13 protein-coding genes are annotated in these 19,384 nt (G+C 37.1%); 6 read left to right on the top strand and 7 right to left on the bottom strand.

Annotated elements, in window-relative coordinates; all coding sequences use genetic code 11:
- Positions 1-21: 21 nt before the first annotated feature.
- Entirely contained in the window at positions 22-4,593 is a 4,572-nt protein-coding gene (locus tag EQG61_RS08260; protein WP_129461451.1) for a T9SS type B sorting domain-containing protein, read from the bottom strand.
- Positions 4,594-4,793: 200 nt separating this feature from the next.
- Between EQG61_RS08260 and argS the strand changes: the two genes are divergently transcribed.
- Positions 4,794-6,566 carry an arginine--tRNA ligase gene (argS, locus tag EQG61_RS08265; RefSeq protein ID WP_129461452.1) on the top strand — a complete coding sequence of 591 codons (1,773 nt, stop codon included), beginning with the start codon at positions 4,794-4,796 and terminating at the stop codon, positions 6,564-6,566.
- A gap of 34 nt (positions 6,567-6,600) precedes the next feature.
- Here the strand turns inward: argS and EQG61_RS08270 are convergent, their stop codons facing one another.
- From EQG61_RS08270 to EQG61_RS08280, 3 genes are read right to left on the bottom strand one after another with little or no spacing between them, the layout of a single operon-like run.
- Positions 6,601-9,093, bottom strand: coding sequence for a TonB-dependent receptor (locus tag EQG61_RS08270; protein ID WP_164974912.1), 2,493 nt, complete (start codon positions 9,091-9,093; stop codon positions 6,601-6,603).
- Positions 9,094-9,140: 47 nt separating this feature from the next.
- A complete protein-coding gene (locus EQG61_RS08275; RefSeq protein ID WP_164974913.1) occupies positions 9,141-10,043 on the bottom strand; it encodes a FecR family protein in 903 nt (300 codons plus the stop codon).
- A gap of 48 nt (positions 10,044-10,091) precedes the next feature.
- Positions 10,092-10,604 carry an RNA polymerase sigma factor gene (locus EQG61_RS08280; RefSeq protein WP_129461455.1) on the bottom strand — a complete coding sequence of 171 codons (513 nt, stop codon included), beginning with the start codon at positions 10,602-10,604 and terminating at the stop codon, positions 10,092-10,094.
- A gap of 95 nt (positions 10,605-10,699) precedes the next feature.
- Between EQG61_RS08280 and EQG61_RS08285 the strand changes: the two genes are divergently transcribed.
- From EQG61_RS08285 to EQG61_RS08305, 5 genes are all read left to right on the top strand, one after another.
- On the top strand, positions 10,700-11,740 hold the full coding sequence (locus EQG61_RS08285) for a hypothetical protein (protein WP_129461456.1): 1,041 nt from the start codon (positions 10,700-10,702) through the stop codon (positions 11,738-11,740).
- Positions 11,741-11,759: 19 nt separating this feature from the next.
- A complete protein-coding gene (locus EQG61_RS08290; protein WP_129461457.1) occupies positions 11,760-12,221 on the top strand; it encodes a hypothetical protein in 462 nt (153 codons plus the stop codon).
- A gap of 131 nt (positions 12,222-12,352) precedes the next feature.
- Positions 12,353-13,699 carry a signal recognition particle protein gene (ffh, locus tag EQG61_RS08295; RefSeq protein ID WP_129461458.1) on the top strand — a complete coding sequence of 449 codons (1,347 nt, stop codon included), beginning with the start codon at positions 12,353-12,355 and terminating at the stop codon, positions 13,697-13,699.
- Between the two features lie 72 nt (positions 13,700-13,771).
- A complete protein-coding gene (locus EQG61_RS08300) occupies positions 13,772-14,653 on the top strand; it encodes a bifunctional 5,10-methylenetetrahydrofolate dehydrogenase/5,10-methenyltetrahydrofolate cyclohydrolase (protein ID WP_129461459.1) in 882 nt (293 codons plus the stop codon).
- Positions 14,654-15,142 carry a GNAT family N-acetyltransferase gene (locus EQG61_RS08305; RefSeq protein WP_129461460.1) on the top strand — a complete coding sequence of 163 codons (489 nt, stop codon included), beginning with the start codon at positions 14,654-14,656 and terminating at the stop codon, positions 15,140-15,142. It abuts the gene before it with no gap.
- On the opposite strand, the gene EQG61_RS08310 is transcribed toward EQG61_RS08305, so the two are convergent.
- The 3 genes from EQG61_RS08310 to rluF form a co-directional block, all read right to left on the bottom strand.
- On the bottom strand, positions 15,137-15,625 hold the full coding sequence (locus tag EQG61_RS08310; RefSeq protein WP_129461461.1) for a hypothetical protein: 489 nt from the start codon (positions 15,623-15,625) through the stop codon (positions 15,137-15,139). The two genes, EQG61_RS08305 and EQG61_RS08310, sit on opposite strands and share 6 nt — an antisense overlap.
- A gap of 25 nt (positions 15,626-15,650) precedes the next feature.
- Positions 15,651-17,870 carry a DUF7619 domain-containing protein gene (locus tag EQG61_RS08315; RefSeq protein ID WP_129461462.1) on the bottom strand — a complete coding sequence of 740 codons (2,220 nt, stop codon included), beginning with the start codon at positions 17,868-17,870 and terminating at the stop codon, positions 15,651-15,653.
- Positions 17,871-18,538: 668 nt separating this feature from the next.
- Complete coding sequence (rluF, locus tag EQG61_RS08320) at positions 18,539-19,369, bottom strand: 23S rRNA pseudouridine(2604) synthase RluF (protein ID WP_129461463.1); 831 nt, start codon at positions 19,367-19,369, stop codon at positions 18,539-18,541.
- Positions 19,370-19,384 lie beyond the last annotated feature (15 nt).

The following is a 19,384-nucleotide window of genomic DNA, read 5'->3' on the forward strand; positions in this document are numbered from 1 at the left end:
TAACTTGGGGCAAAAAAGGCGTTATCTCTTCAAGGCAAAATGCGCTTTAAATTCTTTTTCTTCACCGTCTTTTTTATAGTTTACAATAAACCAATAATCGTCTGCCGGCATTTGAGTGTTGTTATAATTTCCGTCCCAACCACTACTTGAAGGTTTGATTCGGGTTAATAATTTGCCATAACGGTCATAAATGTAGATGTAAGCTACCTCTTGATCACTCAAGGTTTTGATGTTCCAAGTTTCGTTGGCACCATCGCCATTCGGTGTAAAGTAATGCGGATAGTTTACAACAATTGCATTGGTTACCGTTAATCCACAACCGTTTTTGTCACGAACTGTAATGGTATGGAATCCACTCATGACGTTGTTGAAGGTCGGACTATCTTGAAAAGCACCGTTGTCCAATTGGTATTCGTAATCTCCGGTACCTTGAGTTTCTACGGTGATGGATTGTGTATCGGCAAAGTCCTCATTTACTGTATACGCAACAATGGCAGGTTCAGAAGGGGTTACCGTTACAAAAACTTCGTCAGAAGCACACCCTGTTGCATTATTCGTAGCAATTACACTGTATACACCAGGAGTAATAGCGGTATAATTTGCACCTGTACCCACTTGTTGCCCTTGTTCGTTGTACCATTTGATGGTATGCGAAGCTGCCGATAATCCACTGGTAATGATATACGGTTGAATCAAATGATTCGTAAAGGTATTGTAACACATTATACCATCTACAGGAGTAGGTACTGGCAATTTGTTGATGATGATTTGAATGGCTTTAACCTCAAAACAATCGGGAGCTAAGGTGTTGCTTACGCGAACATAGACTAAGGTCGCTGTTGTTTGTGCGATGGCCGCTGTATTTGTTGTTGCATCTGCAAGTGTTGCATGGTAAGTCACTACAAATTCAGGTCCGGTTTGCGCTCCTAAAACTACAGGATTAAATACGGTTAATGCCACATTGAGTACGCCATCATTAGTGCCATCAGTATCGCAGAATGTACGCGAGGCAACAGGTACTGTATTCGCCACAGGAGTAGGGACTATGGTTACTGTAAACGAGGTTTCATCAGAACAATTTGGTGAATAGCCCGAATTTCCAAAAATATAAATGGTTTTCGTTTGCGTCACTACACTACCAGCATTGATGATACCGCCTGTTCCATTCGGACCATTATAGTAATTGCCGATTGCTAAAGAAGGCAAGGTATAGCTAGAACATGTTGTAACATTCGCCATTTGCGGTACATTATAAATCGAAATGGAAAAACTTTTTTCGTCAAAACAGTTGGGTGTAGTTCCAGTTTCGCTATATACATACAATGTTTGATTCGTAGTAAGCACATCTCCAGCATGTAATAATGTTCCACCTTTATTGGGAGCGGTATAATAATCACCTAAGGTTAAAGCAGGTAATGTATACGAATCGCAAGCAAATACATTGGCAATTGGAGCAATAACGGGTGATGGAGTAACTGTCACGGTGAAACTGCTTTCATTGGTACAGTTGATACGTCCTCCCGATTCTACATAAATGTAAATTGTTTGCGTTGTTGTAATGACAGCGCCAGGCAACAACTCTTGACCACCAGCTGTTGGTCCGCCACTCACGGTATAATATTTATTGTTTCCTGTAAGTGCAGGTAAAATATAGGAGTCACAAACTTGAGCATTCGGTACTACATCGGCATCAATAGTGAAAATGTTTACTGTGAAAGAAGTCTCATTGGTACATCCGTTATTATTGGCAAAAATGTATAGCATTTGCGTCGTATGAATAACATCGCCACCGTGTAATAAAGTTCCTGTTCCACCTGGACCTGTGTAATAATCTCCATGTTCTAGGTTGGTTAATACATAGGCATGACACGCATCAATGTCAGATCGTGAATCCACAACAGGGATTTGATTTACAGTTACTTCGAAACTAATTTCGTTAATACAACCCCCTTCGCCATTCAAATAAATATAGATGGTTTTAGAGGTAGTGATTAAATCACCTGCGAATAAAATATCACCAGTACCTCCTTGTCCAGTAAAATAATTACCATAAGGAATTTGTGGTAATTCATAGGCACTACATGCCGTTGTATTGGTTGGCGCGGTTAACGGTGGAAGATTAATTGTTATTGTAAAGTTATAGTTGTCTGTACAATTCGGTTGCGATTGTGACACCGCATAAATATAGATTGTTTGTGTTGTATTGATTTCTGTTCCAGCAGGAATTTGTGTCCCAGTTCCCATGGGTCCTGTGAAATAATTTCCAATTTCTAATGGAGGCAATGTATACGAAACACAAGCTGTAGCTGAAGTTGGGAAATTGATTCCAATAACTACGTTAAATGAGGTCTCACTTGAACAAGGACCGTTACTTGCACGAACGTAAATACGTTGTGTAGTAGTGATTACTGTTCCAGCACTCAATTGAGTTCCTTGACCATTCGGTTCTGTGAAATAATTTCCAAGAGACAATGGAGGTAGCGTATATGAAGTACAGTCAAATACATCATTGATTGGAGCAACACTACCTTGTGTCACAATGTTGATTACCATAGGTTTGTCAATAACACAGAAAGGAGGTTCTGTAGAAACAAAATGGAAATAGATAGTTTGCGATGTGGTTATTATAGTTCCACCTGGTAAAATCATCCCTCCACCGTTCGGTTCAGTGTGGTATTCTCCTTGTGTCAATTGAGGTAAACTGTAGCTATTACAGTATTCTGCAGGCTCATTATTGATGTCATCTGGTTTGATGATGGTTACCGTGAAAAAGGTCTCACTTGGACAAGAAGGTGGAGTTGGATAAGAGTTATAAATGTATAGTGTTGTAGTCTGAGTGATGATGTCTCCGGCAAATAGTTGTACACCTTGACCTCCAGGTTCTGTAAAATACTGACCATTTGTTAAAGGTTGTAATGTATAATCTGCACAAGTAATCACATCATCTAAATCATCAACTGGTGGAACTGGTACAATTACTAAGTTAATGGCAACAACAGCAAAACAAGTTGGGTCTGTTTTTACATATACGCGTGCATAACAAACACCTCCAGTAGAGTTGATAAAACCTGAGGCATTGGTATTGTTATTTGCGTCATTTAATGTTCTAAAATAATCCACACCATAGATAGCAGGATCTTGACTTCCTAATACGTCTGCAGTAGCTGCAATAGGTAAATTAAACATTACAGGTCCGCCTTGTGGACGGGCACACGCTTTTACATCGGGTGCTGGATTGGCAACTGGTGGAGCGGTTAGTAATAATTGAAATGATTTAATTACAAAACAACCTGTTGTCGGATTGACCACACGCATGTAAATGGTTTGATTTCCATTACAAGTGTAAGAAAGTGGAATCGGATTGACATCATTAGTTGCGTCAGCTTGACTAGTATAATAACGAACAGTGGTTGTAGGCGGTTGGTTTGCCATCACTGTTGTTGTATTTAAATTTAAATTGTAAGTATAAGAGCCAGAACCATTATCACATTTATAAAGGTTTTTCGGATTGCTTACATTATATGCAGTATAAAATTCAACCACAATGGAATCCGAAATTTGTTGGCAAGGAAAAGCAATATTGGTATATACCAATTCATAAGTTCCTGGTGATGTAACAACCAAATTGGGACCTGTTTCACCATTTAATACCACACCATTTCTTTTCCATACAAAAGTGTACAAAGCAGGGTTTAATCCAGAAGGAATTGTGGTGTTTTGTCCACTACAAATGGCCGTTTGATTGGCAACTGTTAGGTTCGGACCCAAAACGTCTTGTCCAATGTTAAAACTTTCAGAAGCGATAAAAATGGCAGAATCCGATTTATAGTCCCCACGGTCTGCAATCACCAATTTGATTTTGTAGGAATGCGTTGTATTTAAACTTGATGATACAGTCATTAATGTGGTTTGCCCATTAAAATTAACTGGCGCAGTTGCAGCATTGTTACCTCCATTATAACGTCCAAAGTATTGAGCATTTGCAGAAGGACATGTTGAATTGTACAAATAATCACGAATAGTAACTACCGAAATCGGCAAGTTGGTATTCGGAACTACAGCCAAATTGGTTGTTACACCTGTGGTCATGTCGGTTAATAAAAATGCAAATGCATCTGAAAATTGACATTGGAAATTTCCATATTCTTCGGATGCAAAAAGAAAATCAAAATTGAAATACGGGGAGAGCGGCGTGAATTCAAATTCCAATACGGTTGCATTCGTAGAACTCATCGTAATACCCGAAGCAGCCAAGGTAGCTTCTAAATCGGCATCTCCAATCCAAGCGGAATTTCCTGATTCTAACAAAGTGGTATTCGGTCCGGCAGCTTCTAAAGCACTTCCAGTCGTTAAAACCACCCCACTAGACATCGGGAAATTGGAATTGGAATTGGAAAAATAAGCAATACCATTTGTCGAACCAAAATTGGATCCGGTTCTCCAAGTTATGTTTTGCGCAGTTACACAAGGTGAATTAATCAATACATTATTGACCAATTGAGGTACTGTGTAGGTGTTTTGATCTACAGTAATGGCTTGTGAAAAACCAAATACACTGTAGAAAAACAGCATGAAGGTTAATAGTTTTTTCATAGGGGCTTGATTTTGACATCACAAATATTATAAATAACATCGATAAAATACAAATAAAATCGATGAAATGCGTTAAATGTTTTTAAAAGTAAGAAAAGTATTATAATAAAATTCGCACAAAACTACTTTTATCCATTTTGTTAATCTTAATCGGAACAAAAAGTTTATTCATTTATCTTTGCATTTTTAATTTTTATATCATGACATTACAGGAAAATCTTACCGTGTCCATTCAAGAAGCTGTTTTTCAAAGTTTTGGGATTACTCCCGAAAAAATTGAATTTCAAGCCACCCGTAAAGAGTTTGAAGGTGATATTACGGTGGTTATTTTTCCTTTATTGAAAATAATCAAGGGGAATCCCGTTCAAATTGGTGAATCCATTGGAAACTATTTAGTTCAAAATCATCCCCATGTGGTTAAGTATAATGTGGTTTCGGGCTTTTTAAATATTGTAATTTCCGATGATTATTATATTCAATACTTTAATGAAATACGGCATAATCCAACCTTTGGATTTGTAAATGATTTGGACGCAAAGGCTGTTATGGTGGAATATTCTTCACCCAATACCAATAAACCTTTGCATCTTGGCCACATCCGAAATAATTTATTGGGATTTGCGGTTGCTGAGATTTTGAAAGCTTCTGGAAAAAAAGTGTATAAAACGCAAATCATCAACGATCGTGGGATTCACATCTGTAAGTCGATGTTGGCTTGGCAATTATTTGGTGATGGTCAAACGCCAGAATCTACAGGATTAAAAGGAGATAAATTAGTAGGTAATTTTTACGTCGCTTTTGATCAAGCGTATAAAAAAGAAATAGCAACGTTAATTGCTGAAGGAAAATCGGAAGAAGAAGCCAAAAAACAAGCGCCACTTCTTTTAAAGGCACAAGAAATGTTACGTCAATGGGAGGCGGGTGATGAAGAAGTAGTTGCTCTTTGGAAGAAAATGAACCAATGGGTGTATGATGGATTCGAACAAACCTACACGGCATTGGGAGTCGACTTTGATAGTTACTACTATGAAAGCAACACGTATTTACTGGGCAAAGAAGTCGTGCAATACGGTTTGGATAAAGGAATCTTTGAACGCGACCCTGATGGATCGGTTTGGATTGATTTGACGCAAGAAGGTTTGGATCGAAAAATCGTTTTGCGTTCCGATGGCACCGCAGTATATATGACCCAAGATATTGGTACCGCAATTCAACGGGTAAAAGATTATCCCGATGTAGGAGGAATGGTTTATACGGTTGGAAATGAACAAGATTACCATTTTAAAGTACTGTTTTTAATTCTAAAGAAATTAGGATTTGAATGGGCTGAAAGTTTATACCATTTATCGTATGGAATGGTTGAATTGCCTTCGGGAAAAATGAAGTCCCGTGAAGGTACAGTAGTCGATGCCGATGATTTGATGGCTGAAATGACACAAACTGCGGGTTCGATTGCCGTTGAATTGGGTAAACTTGAGGGGTATTCAGCATCAGAAAAAGAAGCACTTTTCAAAATCATTGGATTAGGCGCTTTAAAATATTACATTTTAAAAGTAGACCCTAAAAAACAAATCATGTTTAATCCTGAAGAATCCGTGGATTTCAATGGAAATACGGGACCATTCATTCAATATACTCATGCGCGAATTTGTTCGATTCTGCGAAGAGCCGATTTTGATTATTCCAATGATGTAAGTCTGATTTTACATGAAAAAGAAAAAGAATTGGTGAAAATCATTTCTAATTTTCCAGATGTAATTCAAGATGCCGCCCGTCAACACAGTCCGGCACTCATTGCTAATTATACTTACGAACTAGTTAAAGAATACAATTCGTTTTATCAGTCGGTTTCTATTTTAGGAGAAACGGATTCAGCGAAGAAAATCTTCCGTGTACAATTGTCAAAAATTGTTGCACAAACCATTCGAAATGCCTTTGGGTTATTGGGAATACAAGTCCCAGAACGAATGTAAAACCACAATTAAATCCGAAGAAATTCGGATTTTTTTATAACGTATAACGAACAAAAACATTAATTGTTCGTTCCAATGAATAGGTGTTAATTTCTTCTATGGATTGCACATTGGTGTTTACTCTATAGAATTGGTTGACTTTGTTTTTTGTATTCAAAATATTCAAAATAGACGCCCCTAATGTAAGGGATTGTTTTTCTTTAAAAGGAAAAACATAACTGCCCGAGGCATTGATTTGAATAAAATTGGGTAAATGGGACGAGTTGGGTGCATTGAAATTAATGTTGGAAGCACCAGTATTAGGGTCGTATTGTAAGTTTTGGGATTGAGGTAACGTTGTTGGCCTTCCGGTAAACCATTTTCCTCCCAAGGTCAGTTTCATTTTTTGGGTGTCATATACAATACCTGTTGCCCAATGATGCATGATTTCATTATTGCTTGGAAATTGGACGTTGTTATTATTTATTCTAAAGGTATAGTTGTTATTGTTATACGAATAAGTGGCCCAAACAATTATGTTTTTCCATTGGCGCTGAATTAAAAATTCGCTGCCCCAAATGAAATAATCGCCTGTAAAATTTAAATTTTCATATTGATTTTGAAAGCCCTGACTTCGAGCCGTTATTCCGATTACCTTTTTGATGAAAAATTCATTGCTGATCAACCAGCCTTTGAATCGGTAAGAACCACCTGCGGAGAGTTGGCGGTTTTTTAAAATGGGAATGTCACTGTTATTGCTTAAAATCCAGCGTCTTTTTTCAATTCCTAAAAAGTCCTGTTGACGATCAACAATCTTACTAACCGTCTGATTCTTCATTTCACCATTAAATTCAAATTGCCAACGTGCATTGGGTTGCCAAGCTATATTAAATCGGGGTTCGGTAATAAATACGCCCCAACGTTCAAAATAATTTTGGCGAATCCCAAAGGAAGTCTTGATGTTTTTTTCGGGCAATTCCCATTTTAAATCTCCTATCAAGGCATGGTTACGGAGTACATATTTCACATCCGAATTGACTGCAGGTGAATTGATTCGATTGATATTTTGATTTCCTATTTCATCAAATTGATAACCAAAATCAAGCGATGTATTAGAATTTAGGGTGTATTTATTTTTTAGATCAATACCTAAATGCTGAATTTCATTACGTTGGTAATGCGTTTGTGTGGTGTTGAGCGATTCGTAATTGGAATACAGCTCATACTGTGAAAAAAACAAACGATAGTCACTTTTAAGTTTGGGATTCCATTGAATGCGTGAAGTAACAATTCCGCCTGTAGTTTCTTGGTCAAGGGAACTACTTTTTTTGATAAAAATAGCATTCTCAGTTCGCGATTGTGTTAAGTTCAATTGGTTGGTTAGCAGTAAGAAATCTACAAAAAGTTCCACTTTCGGACTGATTCGCTGTGCCAATTGACCCGATACATCCATGAAATAAAATTTTAAATCATTGGTGTAGGCAATATTGCCATTCAACAATAAATCGGTGACGACTGTGTTTTGAAATACACGATTATAATAATTTTGGTAAGTCGGCGTGTTCAAAACATCCGTAATTGAACGTCGGGCACTCAAAGCTAAACGCGTTTTTTCATTGAATTGGTGACGAAAAGTCGCGTCTACATTAATCATGTTAACTCCAAAACTTACTTTTTCTTCTTTTTTATTGTCAGGCAGTGTGGATATATCGACAACACCCGAAACGCTGCCGCCGTAATAGGGCGAACTCCCATTTTTGACAATATTAATTTTGTGGGCTAAATTGGGATTAATAGCAGATAATAAACCGAAGAAATGGCTCACTTGATACAAGCGCATACCGTTCCATTGGAACAAGATTTGATCTTGATTTCCGCCACGTATGGTTAAATTGGATAAGGTTTCATCAGAGCTTATGACACCCGGAATTTGTTTAATGGATTCGAAAACATCGGCTTCGGTGAGTCCGGGCAACAAGCCAAATTGTTTAGGTTTGATTTCAAATCCACTATCCCATTTTTTGGTCACACCTCTTGTGAGGATAATTTGGGTGTCTACTTCCTCCAGCTGGGTGGTTTTGGTTTTTAAATAAAAAATAGGCGTGTTTTGCGGACTCAAATCCTCAATAATTAAAGGATCATGATTGACATGCGTTATTGTGATTGAAGTTGTAGCGTGATCGCTAATTTGAAAATAACCACTGGAATTGCTTATGATTACTTGCTCAGAGGGATGTAAGGTGATTGTTGCATTTTCAACAGGCTGCTTGGTTTCCACATCTTTTAAATAGCCTTTAAAATATATTTTAATCTTTTTATTGTCCGAAATAGAAATGTACTTGTTATTAATTCTATTAAAGGTAAGTTGCGTTTGTTGGGCGAGATTGGTTAACTTTTCGTTTAAAGGGAGTTTATTATTGGGCGGTATTACTTTTAAACCATTGACTTCATTTTCCACATAACTAAATTCAACGTTATGTTGTTTTTCAATTTGTTTCAACACTTGTACTAAAAGCACAAAGTCTCCCGTCTGAGCACGAAGACTCATAAAGGAGACAAAGCATAGAAACAAACATGAAAAATATTTTAGTCGCATCATGGAATCAATTCAAAAGAATAGTCTTGTGCTCCTTTTTTAACCACTTTGAGGTGGTAAGAAGCCGCAAACAATTGGAGAGCAATATCCGAATTATCTCCAGGTAAATGACCTGTAAACAACTCTGTTTTGGGAAGCGTAACGTCGTTAATGGTAATGTTGTAATGACGTTTTAATTCTTCCAATACATCCTGTGGATGCACTTTCTCAAATTGTAATTCTTTTGAAATCCAAGAAGGATTTAAAGCTTTGGTTGGATGATTAATGATTAATTCATTATTGGCAAAAGCAATGGTTTGACCTTTGGTGATAATGATTGTTTTATTTTTGTGTTGAATTTTTACTTTTCCTTCAAAACAAGTAACATCAATACGATTGTTTCTTGCTTTTACATTGAATTGGGTTCCTAAAACGGTTACTGTACCTTCTTTCGTGATGACCTCGAATTTTTTTCCTTTGGCCACTTTGAAATAGGCTTCTCCAATTAAGTTCAATTTTCGATTAGAATCCCAATTGTTTTCCGAGTAAGTGATTTCAGACCCTGAATGCAAAACAACTCTTGAATTGTCGGGTAAATTGAAGGCTACATTTGAACCATTTTCAGCAATTTGTTGTTCGCCTCTTGTAATTACATAGGCACTTCCAATTCCTAAGAATAAAGTTACCATGGCTGCAATTTGCAAGGCTTTTTTCCAGAATAGAGAACGTACTTTTGTCGGGTTGCGTTTCTCCAGTAAGTTTTGATAAAAACGATCTGAATCAAAATCACTCACCTGTAGTTCAGCGGAATACATTTTTATTTTTTCCAATACCGCATAGTCTTCTTCCTGGCGGAGTGTATTCAACTCTGCTTCGGGGAGCTCATTGTTGAGCCAAGCTGCTAAGCGATTAGTATCTTCCATTTTCATCTGAATTCTGTATTAAAACAATTAGTATTTAATTTACCCTACCTAAAAGTTTGAAAATTTTTTTCGGAGTTCTAAAAGGGCCAAATGGATACGTTTTTCAACGGCTTTTACACTTATATTTAATTCTTCTGCAATCTCATGGTATTTTTTTCCATCAATACGATGCATTAAAAAAGCAGTACGTTGGGTCTCATTTAAATTAGCTATGGCAGAAAGCAATTTGGTTTTAAATTCCTCTTCCTCCAAGATATAGTCGGGGGACTCGTTTGTTTCTGTTCGTTGCGTGTTTTTTTTACCAAATTCAAGAACCACTTTTTTATGGGCCACTTGGTTGAGTGAGAGGTTATTGGCGACTGTGTACAAAAATGATTTAGCTTTTTCAACAGGTACCTGGTCACAATTTTGCCATAATTTAATAAAAGCTTCTTGGGTACAATCCTCAGCCTGATCCAAATCACCAAATTTATAGTACAGGTAATTTCGAAGCGCTTTTACGTGTTTACGGTAAAAAGATTCATAAATTGAATCTTGACAAATTGTATCTTCTGAAGACATTATTAAATGTTAAAATTTAAGTCTCTAAAAATAAAAAAATTATTTTAGGTAGGGTAAATTCATTTATATTTGTTTATAAGTAAAACCAATACACTATGAGCTCGATGCGTTTATTATCGATTCTTTTTTTGAGTGTGCTTTTTTTTGCTTCTTGTCAGGAGGAAAAAGAGTATGAAGAGGATGATAATACGCCTTCATTAAATAAAAATTCAGCACTGACTGGTTTGGTTGCTCGTGTGGTTCAAAACCCAACAGCTTGGGATGATATCATGGATGATAATTCCCACTTCAACATTGTACTTCCTGTTTCCGTTCAAGTGAATAATCAAAATGTTACTGTTACAGCTACCAATGATGGTTTAGAACAAATTTTCGATATCAAAAACATGTACAATAATGATGATGATATCGTTCATTTTCAATTCCCTATCACTGTTAAATTTAGAAATTACCAAACTCAGACAGTACTCAATCAAGCGGAGTACAATCAATTGATTAGTAGTTTGGGTCCTTGTACATTTTTAGATGAAATTTCTTGTGTAAAAGTACAATACCCAGTAATTGTTACTGTCTATGATTCCAGTTCACAAGAAGCCGATAGTTATACATTTACAAACAACTCAGGTTTGTATGCTTTTTTGAATAATTTGAGTGATGGAGATACCTTTAACTTTTCCTATCCTTTCTCTGTATTAGACAGCAATAATAACGCTCATGTAGTTACCTCAGATGTTGCATTTAATCAGTTGATTGAGGATAATATTGGGCAATGTCCTACCTATGGAAATACAAATCCAACACCTGATTTTATAACCTTACTCACCACCAATCAATGGTATGTTTCGTATTGCTATAAAGACAATACTGATGAAACAAGTCATTATAACGGATATTACTTTAATTTTTATGCTAACGGTACCTCAAAAGCAATAAAAAATGCTACCCAAATAAATGGGGACTGGACCAAATACCAAGACGGGAATAAACAAAAATTAGATTTGTCATTCTCAGGCAATACCCTAGAGTATATGGAAGAAGATTGGGAAATTATTGAATACACAACTACGTTAATTCGTTTAAAACATACCAGTGGAGGCGGCTCTGAAATCGATTACCTCTACCTTGCAAAATACTAAGCACTCTAAAACTATAATCATGAAGAAACTAAAATTAATTCCAATTTTAGCGGCCCTTTTTATGCTAAATGTGGCCTCTATGTGCAGCAATGATGATAACACATCAAACACAAATACTGTACAAAATCAAGTGGTAAGTACCGCAACTTCGGGTACATGGAGAATTACGTATTTTAATGATTCGGGTACTATTAAAACGACGCAATTTAACGGTTATAATTTTACATTTGGTCCCTCCAATGTCTTAACGGCAACCAACGGTACAAATACCTACACAGGTACATGGTCAGTAACGGATAGTAATTCCAATGATGATTCCATAAATGATTTAGATTTCAATATCCTTTTTGTATCTCCTGCACACTATGCAGAATTATCAGATGATTGGGATATTCAATCCCGAACAGATACGAAAATAGAATTAATAGATGTAAGTGGTGGTAACGGTGGTACTGATTATCTTACGTTTGAAAAAAATTAGTTAGTTAACCTTACTAATGTGTGTTTTTGTTAGAACCATCCCATTTTTTGGGATGGTTTTTTTATTCTATTTCCATTTGAATGACACCGTGTTAATTTATATCTTTGCACTTCAATTTTTGCAAGTACATTATGTTCCAAAATTTAAGTGAAAAACTCGATAAAGCATTTCATGTCCTAAAAGGTCATGGAAAGATTACCGAAATCAACGTAGCGGAAACACTCAAAGAAGTGAGACGCGCTTTATTGGATGCCGACGTAAACTTTAAAATCGCAAAAGATTTTACAACACGTGTCAAAGATAAAGCCATTGGTCAAGATGTATTGACAACATTGCAACCGGGACAATTAATGGTCAAAATCGTTAAGGATGAGTTGACTGAATTAATGGGCGGTGATGCGACAGGAATCAATCTTTCAGGAGCACCTACTGTTATCTTAATGTCGGGTCTTCAAGGTTCGGGGAAAACAACTTTCTCTGGGAAACTTGCGAATTACCTGAAAACTAAAAAGAATAAAAAGCCCTTATTAGTGGCTTGTGATATCTATCGACCTGCAGCAATTAATCAATTGCATGTGGTTGGTGAGCAAATAGGCGTTGAAGTTTATTCAGAGCCCGAAAATAAAAATGCAGTTGATATTGCTCAAAAAGCCATACAGTATGCCCGTTTGAATGGGTTCAATGTCGTGATTGTCGATACAGCAGGTCGTTTGGCCGTTGATGAAGAAATGATGAATGAAATTGCCAATGTTCATCAAGCTATTCAACCCCAAGAGACCTTATTTGTTGTGGACTCCATGACGGGTCAAGATGCGGTCAATACAGCAAAGGCCTTTAATGATCGATTGAATTTTGACGGAGTGATTTTAACGAAATTAGACGGTGATACTCGTGGTGGAGCCGCAATTTCAATTAAATCGGTGGTTAATAAACCTATCAAATTTATTGGTACGGGTGAAAAAATGGACGCCATTGATGTGTTCTATCCTTCTCGTATGGCCGACCGTATCTTGGGAATGGGTGACGTAATTTCCTTAGTGGAACGTGCTCAAGAACAATACAACGAAGAGGAAGCCCGCAAATTGCAAAAGAAAATCGCGAAAAACGAATTTGGTTTCGACGATTTCTTAGCCCAAATACAACAGATAAAAAAAATGGGAAGCATGAAAGATTTGGTTGGAATGATTCCCGGTGCTGGTAAAGCACTTAAAGATGTTGAAATTGAAGATGATGCCTTCAAACATATTGAAGCCATTATTTTTTCCATGACACCCAAAGAACGCAGCAAACCTTCCATCATCGATATGAAACGTAAAACAAGAATCGCTAAAGGTGCGGGTCGAAAAGTAGAAGAAGTTAACCAACTTCTAAAGCAATTTGACCAAATGAGTAAGATGATGAAAATGATGCAAGGACCAGGAGGTAAAAATTTAATGCGCATGATGGGAGGTATGAAAGGTATGCCCGGAATGCAATAAAAAAATACAAAGGGTTTGAAGTTCGACTACGAATTTTAAGCCCTTTTTTGATAACTACCAAAACACAACAACATGACAATTTTAGACGGTAAAAAAGTTTCAGAAGACATCAAAAATGAAATCGCTGATGAAGTGCAAAAAATGCGGAGTAATGGGGAAAAAGTCCCCCATTTGGCAGCAATCATTGTTGGGAATGACGGAGCGAGTATGACTTATGTGAGCAGTAAAGTAAAAGCCTGCGAACGCGTGGGTTTTGAATCTACCTTAATCCGTATGCCCAGTACTACTTCTGAAACAGAGTTGCTCAAAAAAATCAAAGAATTGAATGAAGATGATGCGATTGACGGATTTATTGTGCAATTGCCATTACCCAAACAAATCGATACCCAACATATTTTGATGTCCATTGATCCCAGTAAAGATGTGGACGGTTTCCATCCCGAGAATTTTGGAAAAATGGCATTAGACATGAGTACATTCATCCCTGCAACTCCTTTTGGAATTTTGGAACTTCTCGAACGCTATAATGTAGAAACCAAAGGTAAGCATACTGTCGTTATCGGGCGTAGTCATATTGTGGGAAGGCCCATGAGTATCTTAATGGGTAGAAATCACTTTCCTGGAAATTCAACAGTGACACTCACACACAGTCATACCAAAAATATTAACCAAATTACCACCCAAGCGGATATTATCATAACTGCCCTAGGCGTCCCCAATTATTTAAAGGCAGAAATGGTAAAAGACGATGTAGTGGTCATTGATGTCGGAATCACACGTGTGGCCGATGAAACTGCTGAAAAAGGGTACCGTATCGTTGGTGATGTGGATTTTGAAAATGTTTCCAAAAAAGCATCGCATATCACGCCGGTTCCAGGTGGGGTCGGACCCATGACAATTGCAATGTTACTGAAAAATACACTTTTAGCCCGTGAGCAAAAACGGTTGAAATAAATGAATATTCGGATTGCCACAACGCAAGATTGCCCACTTATTCAGTCACTAGCCAAAACGATTTGGCCTGTGGCTTATCGAACTATATTATCCAAAGAGCAATTGGATTATATGTTGGATAAATTCTATACTCCCGCTGCTTTAGAACTGCAAATGGAGCAAGGGCAAGTTTTTTTTATTTTAGAGGAAAATGGTGAACCACTTGGTTTCGCTGCGGTGGCGTTACATGAAAAACCTAATATTGCAAAATTGCACAAACTCTATGTTTTGTCCCATTTGCAAGGTAAAGGTTGGGGAAAAATTCTCTTAGAACATTGTTGTGTTTATGCATTGCAGCATCACCAACAGTCTATTTTTTTAAATGTCAACCGTTTCAATAAAGCGCTAACTTTTTATGAAAAGTTTGGATTTACTTGTATTGAAACGGTTGATATTCCTATAGGGAATGGGTACTTAATGGAAGATTATGTAATGGAAAAAAGGTTATAATTTTTTCAGAACTTCTGCTAAATTTCCTTTTTCATTACCCGCAATTAGTTTTTTTAAATTCGATGTTAGCGGCACGTTATTCTCTTTTTTAGCCACATAATTCATAGCGATTCGTAAAGTGTTTAACTCAACAGCAGCAATATCTTTTGAATCCCCATGTTCTTTAACCAAATAAACAATCATGGCTGCCAAATAAACCCCCAATAAATTGGAGTTTTCACCACTAAACTTGGTGGCAGTTTCAGATAGGCTAAATGTATAGTCGGGAGTGCCTTCCATCCATTGCATCAGGAATTGCAAATGTTGTATCCGAAGCATTTCATTGTTGTCTAGGGGTGAATTGAGTAAGTACGTTGCACTTTCAATTACTTTGGGCTCCGCAATTTTGTAATCGGCTTCTTTTTTAAATTCAATCGGACTAACTTCTTGACTAAAATTTAAAGACCAAGTTAAAAGTGCAAGGAATAGAAATACTTTTCTCATCTAAATATTGAATTAGGATTATAAATTACTGTTTTTGGAATCGAAGAACCACCTTAGAATCTGAGTTAGATAATCGAAGCAAGTACTGTCCAGGAACTAGTTCTGCTATAGCAATCTGTTGAGCGTACACGGGTTTAACGGCAAGTAAGCGCCCCGACAGATCAAATAATTCCGCGATCTGAAAAGCATCATTGGATAATGTGATGAAATCATGTGCGGGATTGGGAGCCAATTGAAGCGAAATAGCTTCATTTTCTACTGTTCCCAAGGCATTAACTGTTGTTGTATAAGTATTCGTTACAATCGGTAAATTGTAGTCAAAATAGATAGAAGCCGTATTGGAGAAGGAATCGCCAATGACTAAACTCGATTTTGTGCGAATTTTAAACACAATATATCCGTCATTAGAGGCATCATCAAACGGTAAATTGATGTTTTCGAAAATAAAATCTACTTGACCATTTGGAAGTGTTCTTGAATCATAGGGATGACTTGCGTCTAAAATGATCATCGAACTTAAATCCAATTTAGCACTGTCAATCATATCCGTAATCACAATATTACGGGCTGGTGCCGTTCCTAAATTTTCAAATCGAATCATATAGTGTACAAAATCGCCCACTTTTTCTGTAGAAATCGTAGCTCCTTCCAAACAAAACTTAAAGTTAGGATCAAAAGAATTTACTACAGTATGTTTTAATTCAAATTGGTTGTCATTAGAATGCTCATCGGTTAAACCATTCACATTGGCCGTAAAATTTAATACATCACCGGATTGTAGTCCAGGTGTACTGGCAGGTGTTTGTAATACATGGGTAACCAAGAATTCTTCCGAGGCAAACGGTTGTAAATCGGTAACGGTCCATGAAATCTGATTGGCATTGAGCGAAGTGGCTACAGGATTTACCGTGCTTAAACTTGCCAATTGAGCATTGAAGCTCCAAGTTATTGTAGCTGTCTGAGTAGTTGTTCCCTTGTTTTTACAAATGATTTTATAGGTTGCGGAATAGCCTGGAACCGCATCAGTTAGTGGAATGGCAATGATTTCTAAATCATTATGATTTCCATTGTAACTCAGACAAAAATCTTGGGTAAACGGACTGAGGTTTAAAGGGAAGTTGAGTTGTGAAACAGCCGGATTTATTACATAATATTCAGGATGTTCAATAATAGGTTCAATAGTATAATTGCCTTCGTTCAGATAAATGGAATAATTGCCATTTTCTGAAGAACTGTAACGTTGTTCCGTTTGGTTATTTCGAACCAACTTCAAATTTACTTTGGGAACGAGCGGATCATTTAGGTCACATCCATTCGAACTAGTGTTAAAACGAACCGAACCTTTTAAAGAATACAATGTTCCTCCTGGTTGAAAGGTACAATACGGATTGACAGCACATTGCGAACTACCCGAATAGGTGTTCACCATAAACTGTATACTTGCAATTTCAATGGGGTTATCGTCGGTGCAAACAAAGTTTAATTGGGGAGTGTTGGTCAAACTTAGTCCCGACTCAAACCGGTTGTTTTTAAGATACACCTGTTGCAGGTTCGGATTGTTGTCTAATTGAACAACCGATAAATTTGCCAAATTACTTCCGTCAAATTGCGAAATTAGCGTTTGCGATGCATACACATTCGCAATATTCAAACCGTTGTTGAAAACTAATGAATTCAACGGGTTATTACTGATGTCTAGCTGACTTAATCCCGTCAATCCCTGAGTGGTAAATGTTTGTATAGCATTTCCAGCCAAGTTCAAATTCACCAAAGCACCATTGTTTCCAAAAAGTACATCTTGAAATTGGTTATTTTGCCCCTCAAACCATTGCAATTGGTTCAAAGTGGAAAGATTTATCGTAGTAAGTTGATTGTTTTTACAAGCCAAATGGGTGAGGTTGGTCAAACTTTGAATGGGTAATTGCAACAATAAGTTGGCATTGCAATTCAATACCCGCAATTGAGAGAATGCTGAAATTCCGGAAAGCGAAACAATTTTTGCATTCACCGGACTCCCTTGGTTGTTGATGTCCAATTGAAAAACTTGTAGCGCTTCTTGCGTTTCTATTTCACCATTTGCATTGTTGTCAATAGCTATTGAATTCCCCGAACTGTTTTTAGCAATCGTATTAGAAGGAGAGGATTGAAGCAGTTTAAATTTAAAATTGGAGTCAGGAATAGTCACCACCTGAGCTAAGGTGAAAAAAGGCAAAACGATAAGAAAAATGAGTAATTTTTCTTTCATCTAAATTCGCAGTTATAAAGTCCACATATATTCCTATGTATCAAATATAACATAAAAAATCATATCTGTGATTTTTTATGTTAAAAAAGGAAAGATTAATCAAGTAAAGTTGATAATAATGAGCAAACTAAAAATAAAACAACCCCAATCAATGGGGTTGCTTACACTGCAAATTTATAAGGATAGGAAATAGGACATGTCAAAAGCTGATTCCGGTCCAGTCGCCCCGCATTTCCTCAGCGTAGGCAACATGTAATGTTCGCAGATGCGACCAAACCTCAAATTGAATCAGTAGTCTGAACAATACAACGCAATTTTTCATGTTTGTTTTGTATCGTTTTTTCTAAGGCGAATAATTAGATGAATAACACAGTACGAAGCTAACGAAAAGGAATTTTTAAAAAAATAGCTACTGAGTACATTGGGCAATCATTCGATTAAATGCCCCTTTTGCCTGAGGATTGTAATATTTAGAATTTAGAATTTAGAATTCATAACTCATAATTCTTTTAGCGTGTCCCCGTAGAAAGTATTGCCATTCATTCACGCCATTGCTTCGGGGTCGGGTCATTCGCTGCAAGTCCGTTGCCTTCGTAAACTTCGGCATCCGGGCTTTCCGCTGCTACCCCTCACGCGACTGTGTGCTAAAAAGGCATTGCGGTTTATAATTACTGTTTGGGTTTCCCTTTGAAGTCTTTGATAATAGGGAATCGTGAAGTTTTAGGTGTTGCTTTAAGTGTTCCGCTTGTTTTCGATTTTGGAGTTTGCTCACTTTTCAAATCACTAGCCTCTTCAGTTTTACTCGAAGGTGCAATCAATTGGTCCAATTGTTTTAATTCAGCAGGCGTGAGTTTTCGGTATTTTCCAACCGGAACATCCAAACTAATATTGATGATCCGAATGCGTTTTAAGGCGGTTACTTCATAATCCAAATATTCGCACATACGGCGAATTTGGCGGTTTAGTCCTTGGGTGAGTACGATGCGAAATACAAACCGACTGATTTGCTCTACCTTACATTTTCGTGTTACAGTATCAAGTATGGGTACACCATTACCCATGCGTTGGATAAATCGATCCGTGATGGGTTTGTTCACCGTAACGATATATTCTTTTTCGTGATTGTTGCGTGCCCGAAGAATTTTATTGACAATATCACCATCATTGGTCATAAAAATCAATCCCTCACTCGCTTTATCCAATCGTCCAATAGGGAATATCCGTTCGGGATAATTGATGTAGTCCACTATGTTGTTTTTGACGGCTGTATTTGTCGTACATTCAATGCCAACGGGTTTGTGGAAAGCCAAGTAAATACGCTCTTCTTGTTTGTTATGAATGGGTTTTCCGTCCACAAAAATTTGATCTTCCGAAGTCACTTTCATACCCATTTCGGGTAATTTTCTATTCACGGTAATGCGTCCTTGCTCAATGAGTTTGTCCGCTTCACGACGGGAGCAATATCCGGATTCCGATAAATATTTGTTTAAACGGGTCATGCCGCAAAGATACAG

The organism is Flavobacterium stagni (assembly GCF_004122105.1).
Lineage (GTDB): Bacteria > Bacteroidota > Bacteroidia > Flavobacteriales > Flavobacteriaceae > Flavobacterium > Flavobacterium stagni.

Coding starts and splice junctions, on each gene's coding strand:
- EQG61_RS08260 (WP_129461451.1), bottom strand. CDS start 4,593: ATGAAAAAACTATTAACCTTCATGCTGTTTTTCTACAGTGTATTTGGT.
- argS (WP_129461452.1), top strand. CDS start 4,794: ATGACATTACAGGAAAATCTTACCGTGTCCATTCAAGAAGCTGTTTTT.
- EQG61_RS08270 (WP_164974912.1), bottom strand. CDS start 9,093: ATGAGTCTTCGTGCTCAGACGGGAGACTTTGTGCTTTTAGTACAAGTG.
- EQG61_RS08275 (WP_164974913.1), bottom strand. CDS start 10,043: ATGGAAGATACTAATCGCTTAGCAGCTTGGCTCAACAATGAGCTCCCC.
- EQG61_RS08280 (WP_129461455.1), bottom strand. CDS start 10,604: ATGTCTTCAGAAGATACAATTTGTCAAGATTCAATTTATGAATCTTTT.
- EQG61_RS08285 (WP_129461456.1), top strand. CDS start 10,700: ATGAGCTCGATGCGTTTATTATCGATTCTTTTTTTGAGTGTGCTTTTT.
- EQG61_RS08290 (WP_129461457.1), top strand. CDS start 11,760: ATGAAGAAACTAAAATTAATTCCAATTTTAGCGGCCCTTTTTATGCTA.
- ffh (WP_129461458.1), top strand. CDS start 12,353: ATGTTCCAAAATTTAAGTGAAAAACTCGATAAAGCATTTCATGTCCTA.
- EQG61_RS08300 (WP_129461459.1), top strand. CDS start 13,772: ATGACAATTTTAGACGGTAAAAAAGTTTCAGAAGACATCAAAAATGAA.
- EQG61_RS08305 (WP_129461460.1), top strand. CDS start 14,654: ATGAATATTCGGATTGCCACAACGCAAGATTGCCCACTTATTCAGTCA.
- EQG61_RS08310 (WP_129461461.1), bottom strand. CDS start 15,625: ATGAGAAAAGTATTTCTATTCCTTGCACTTTTAACTTGGTCTTTAAAT.
- EQG61_RS08315 (WP_129461462.1), bottom strand. CDS start 17,870: ATGAAAGAAAAATTACTCATTTTTCTTATCGTTTTGCCTTTTTTCACC.
- rluF (WP_129461463.1), bottom strand. CDS start 19,369: ATGACCCGTTTAAACAAATATTTATCGGAATCCGGATATTGCTCCCGT.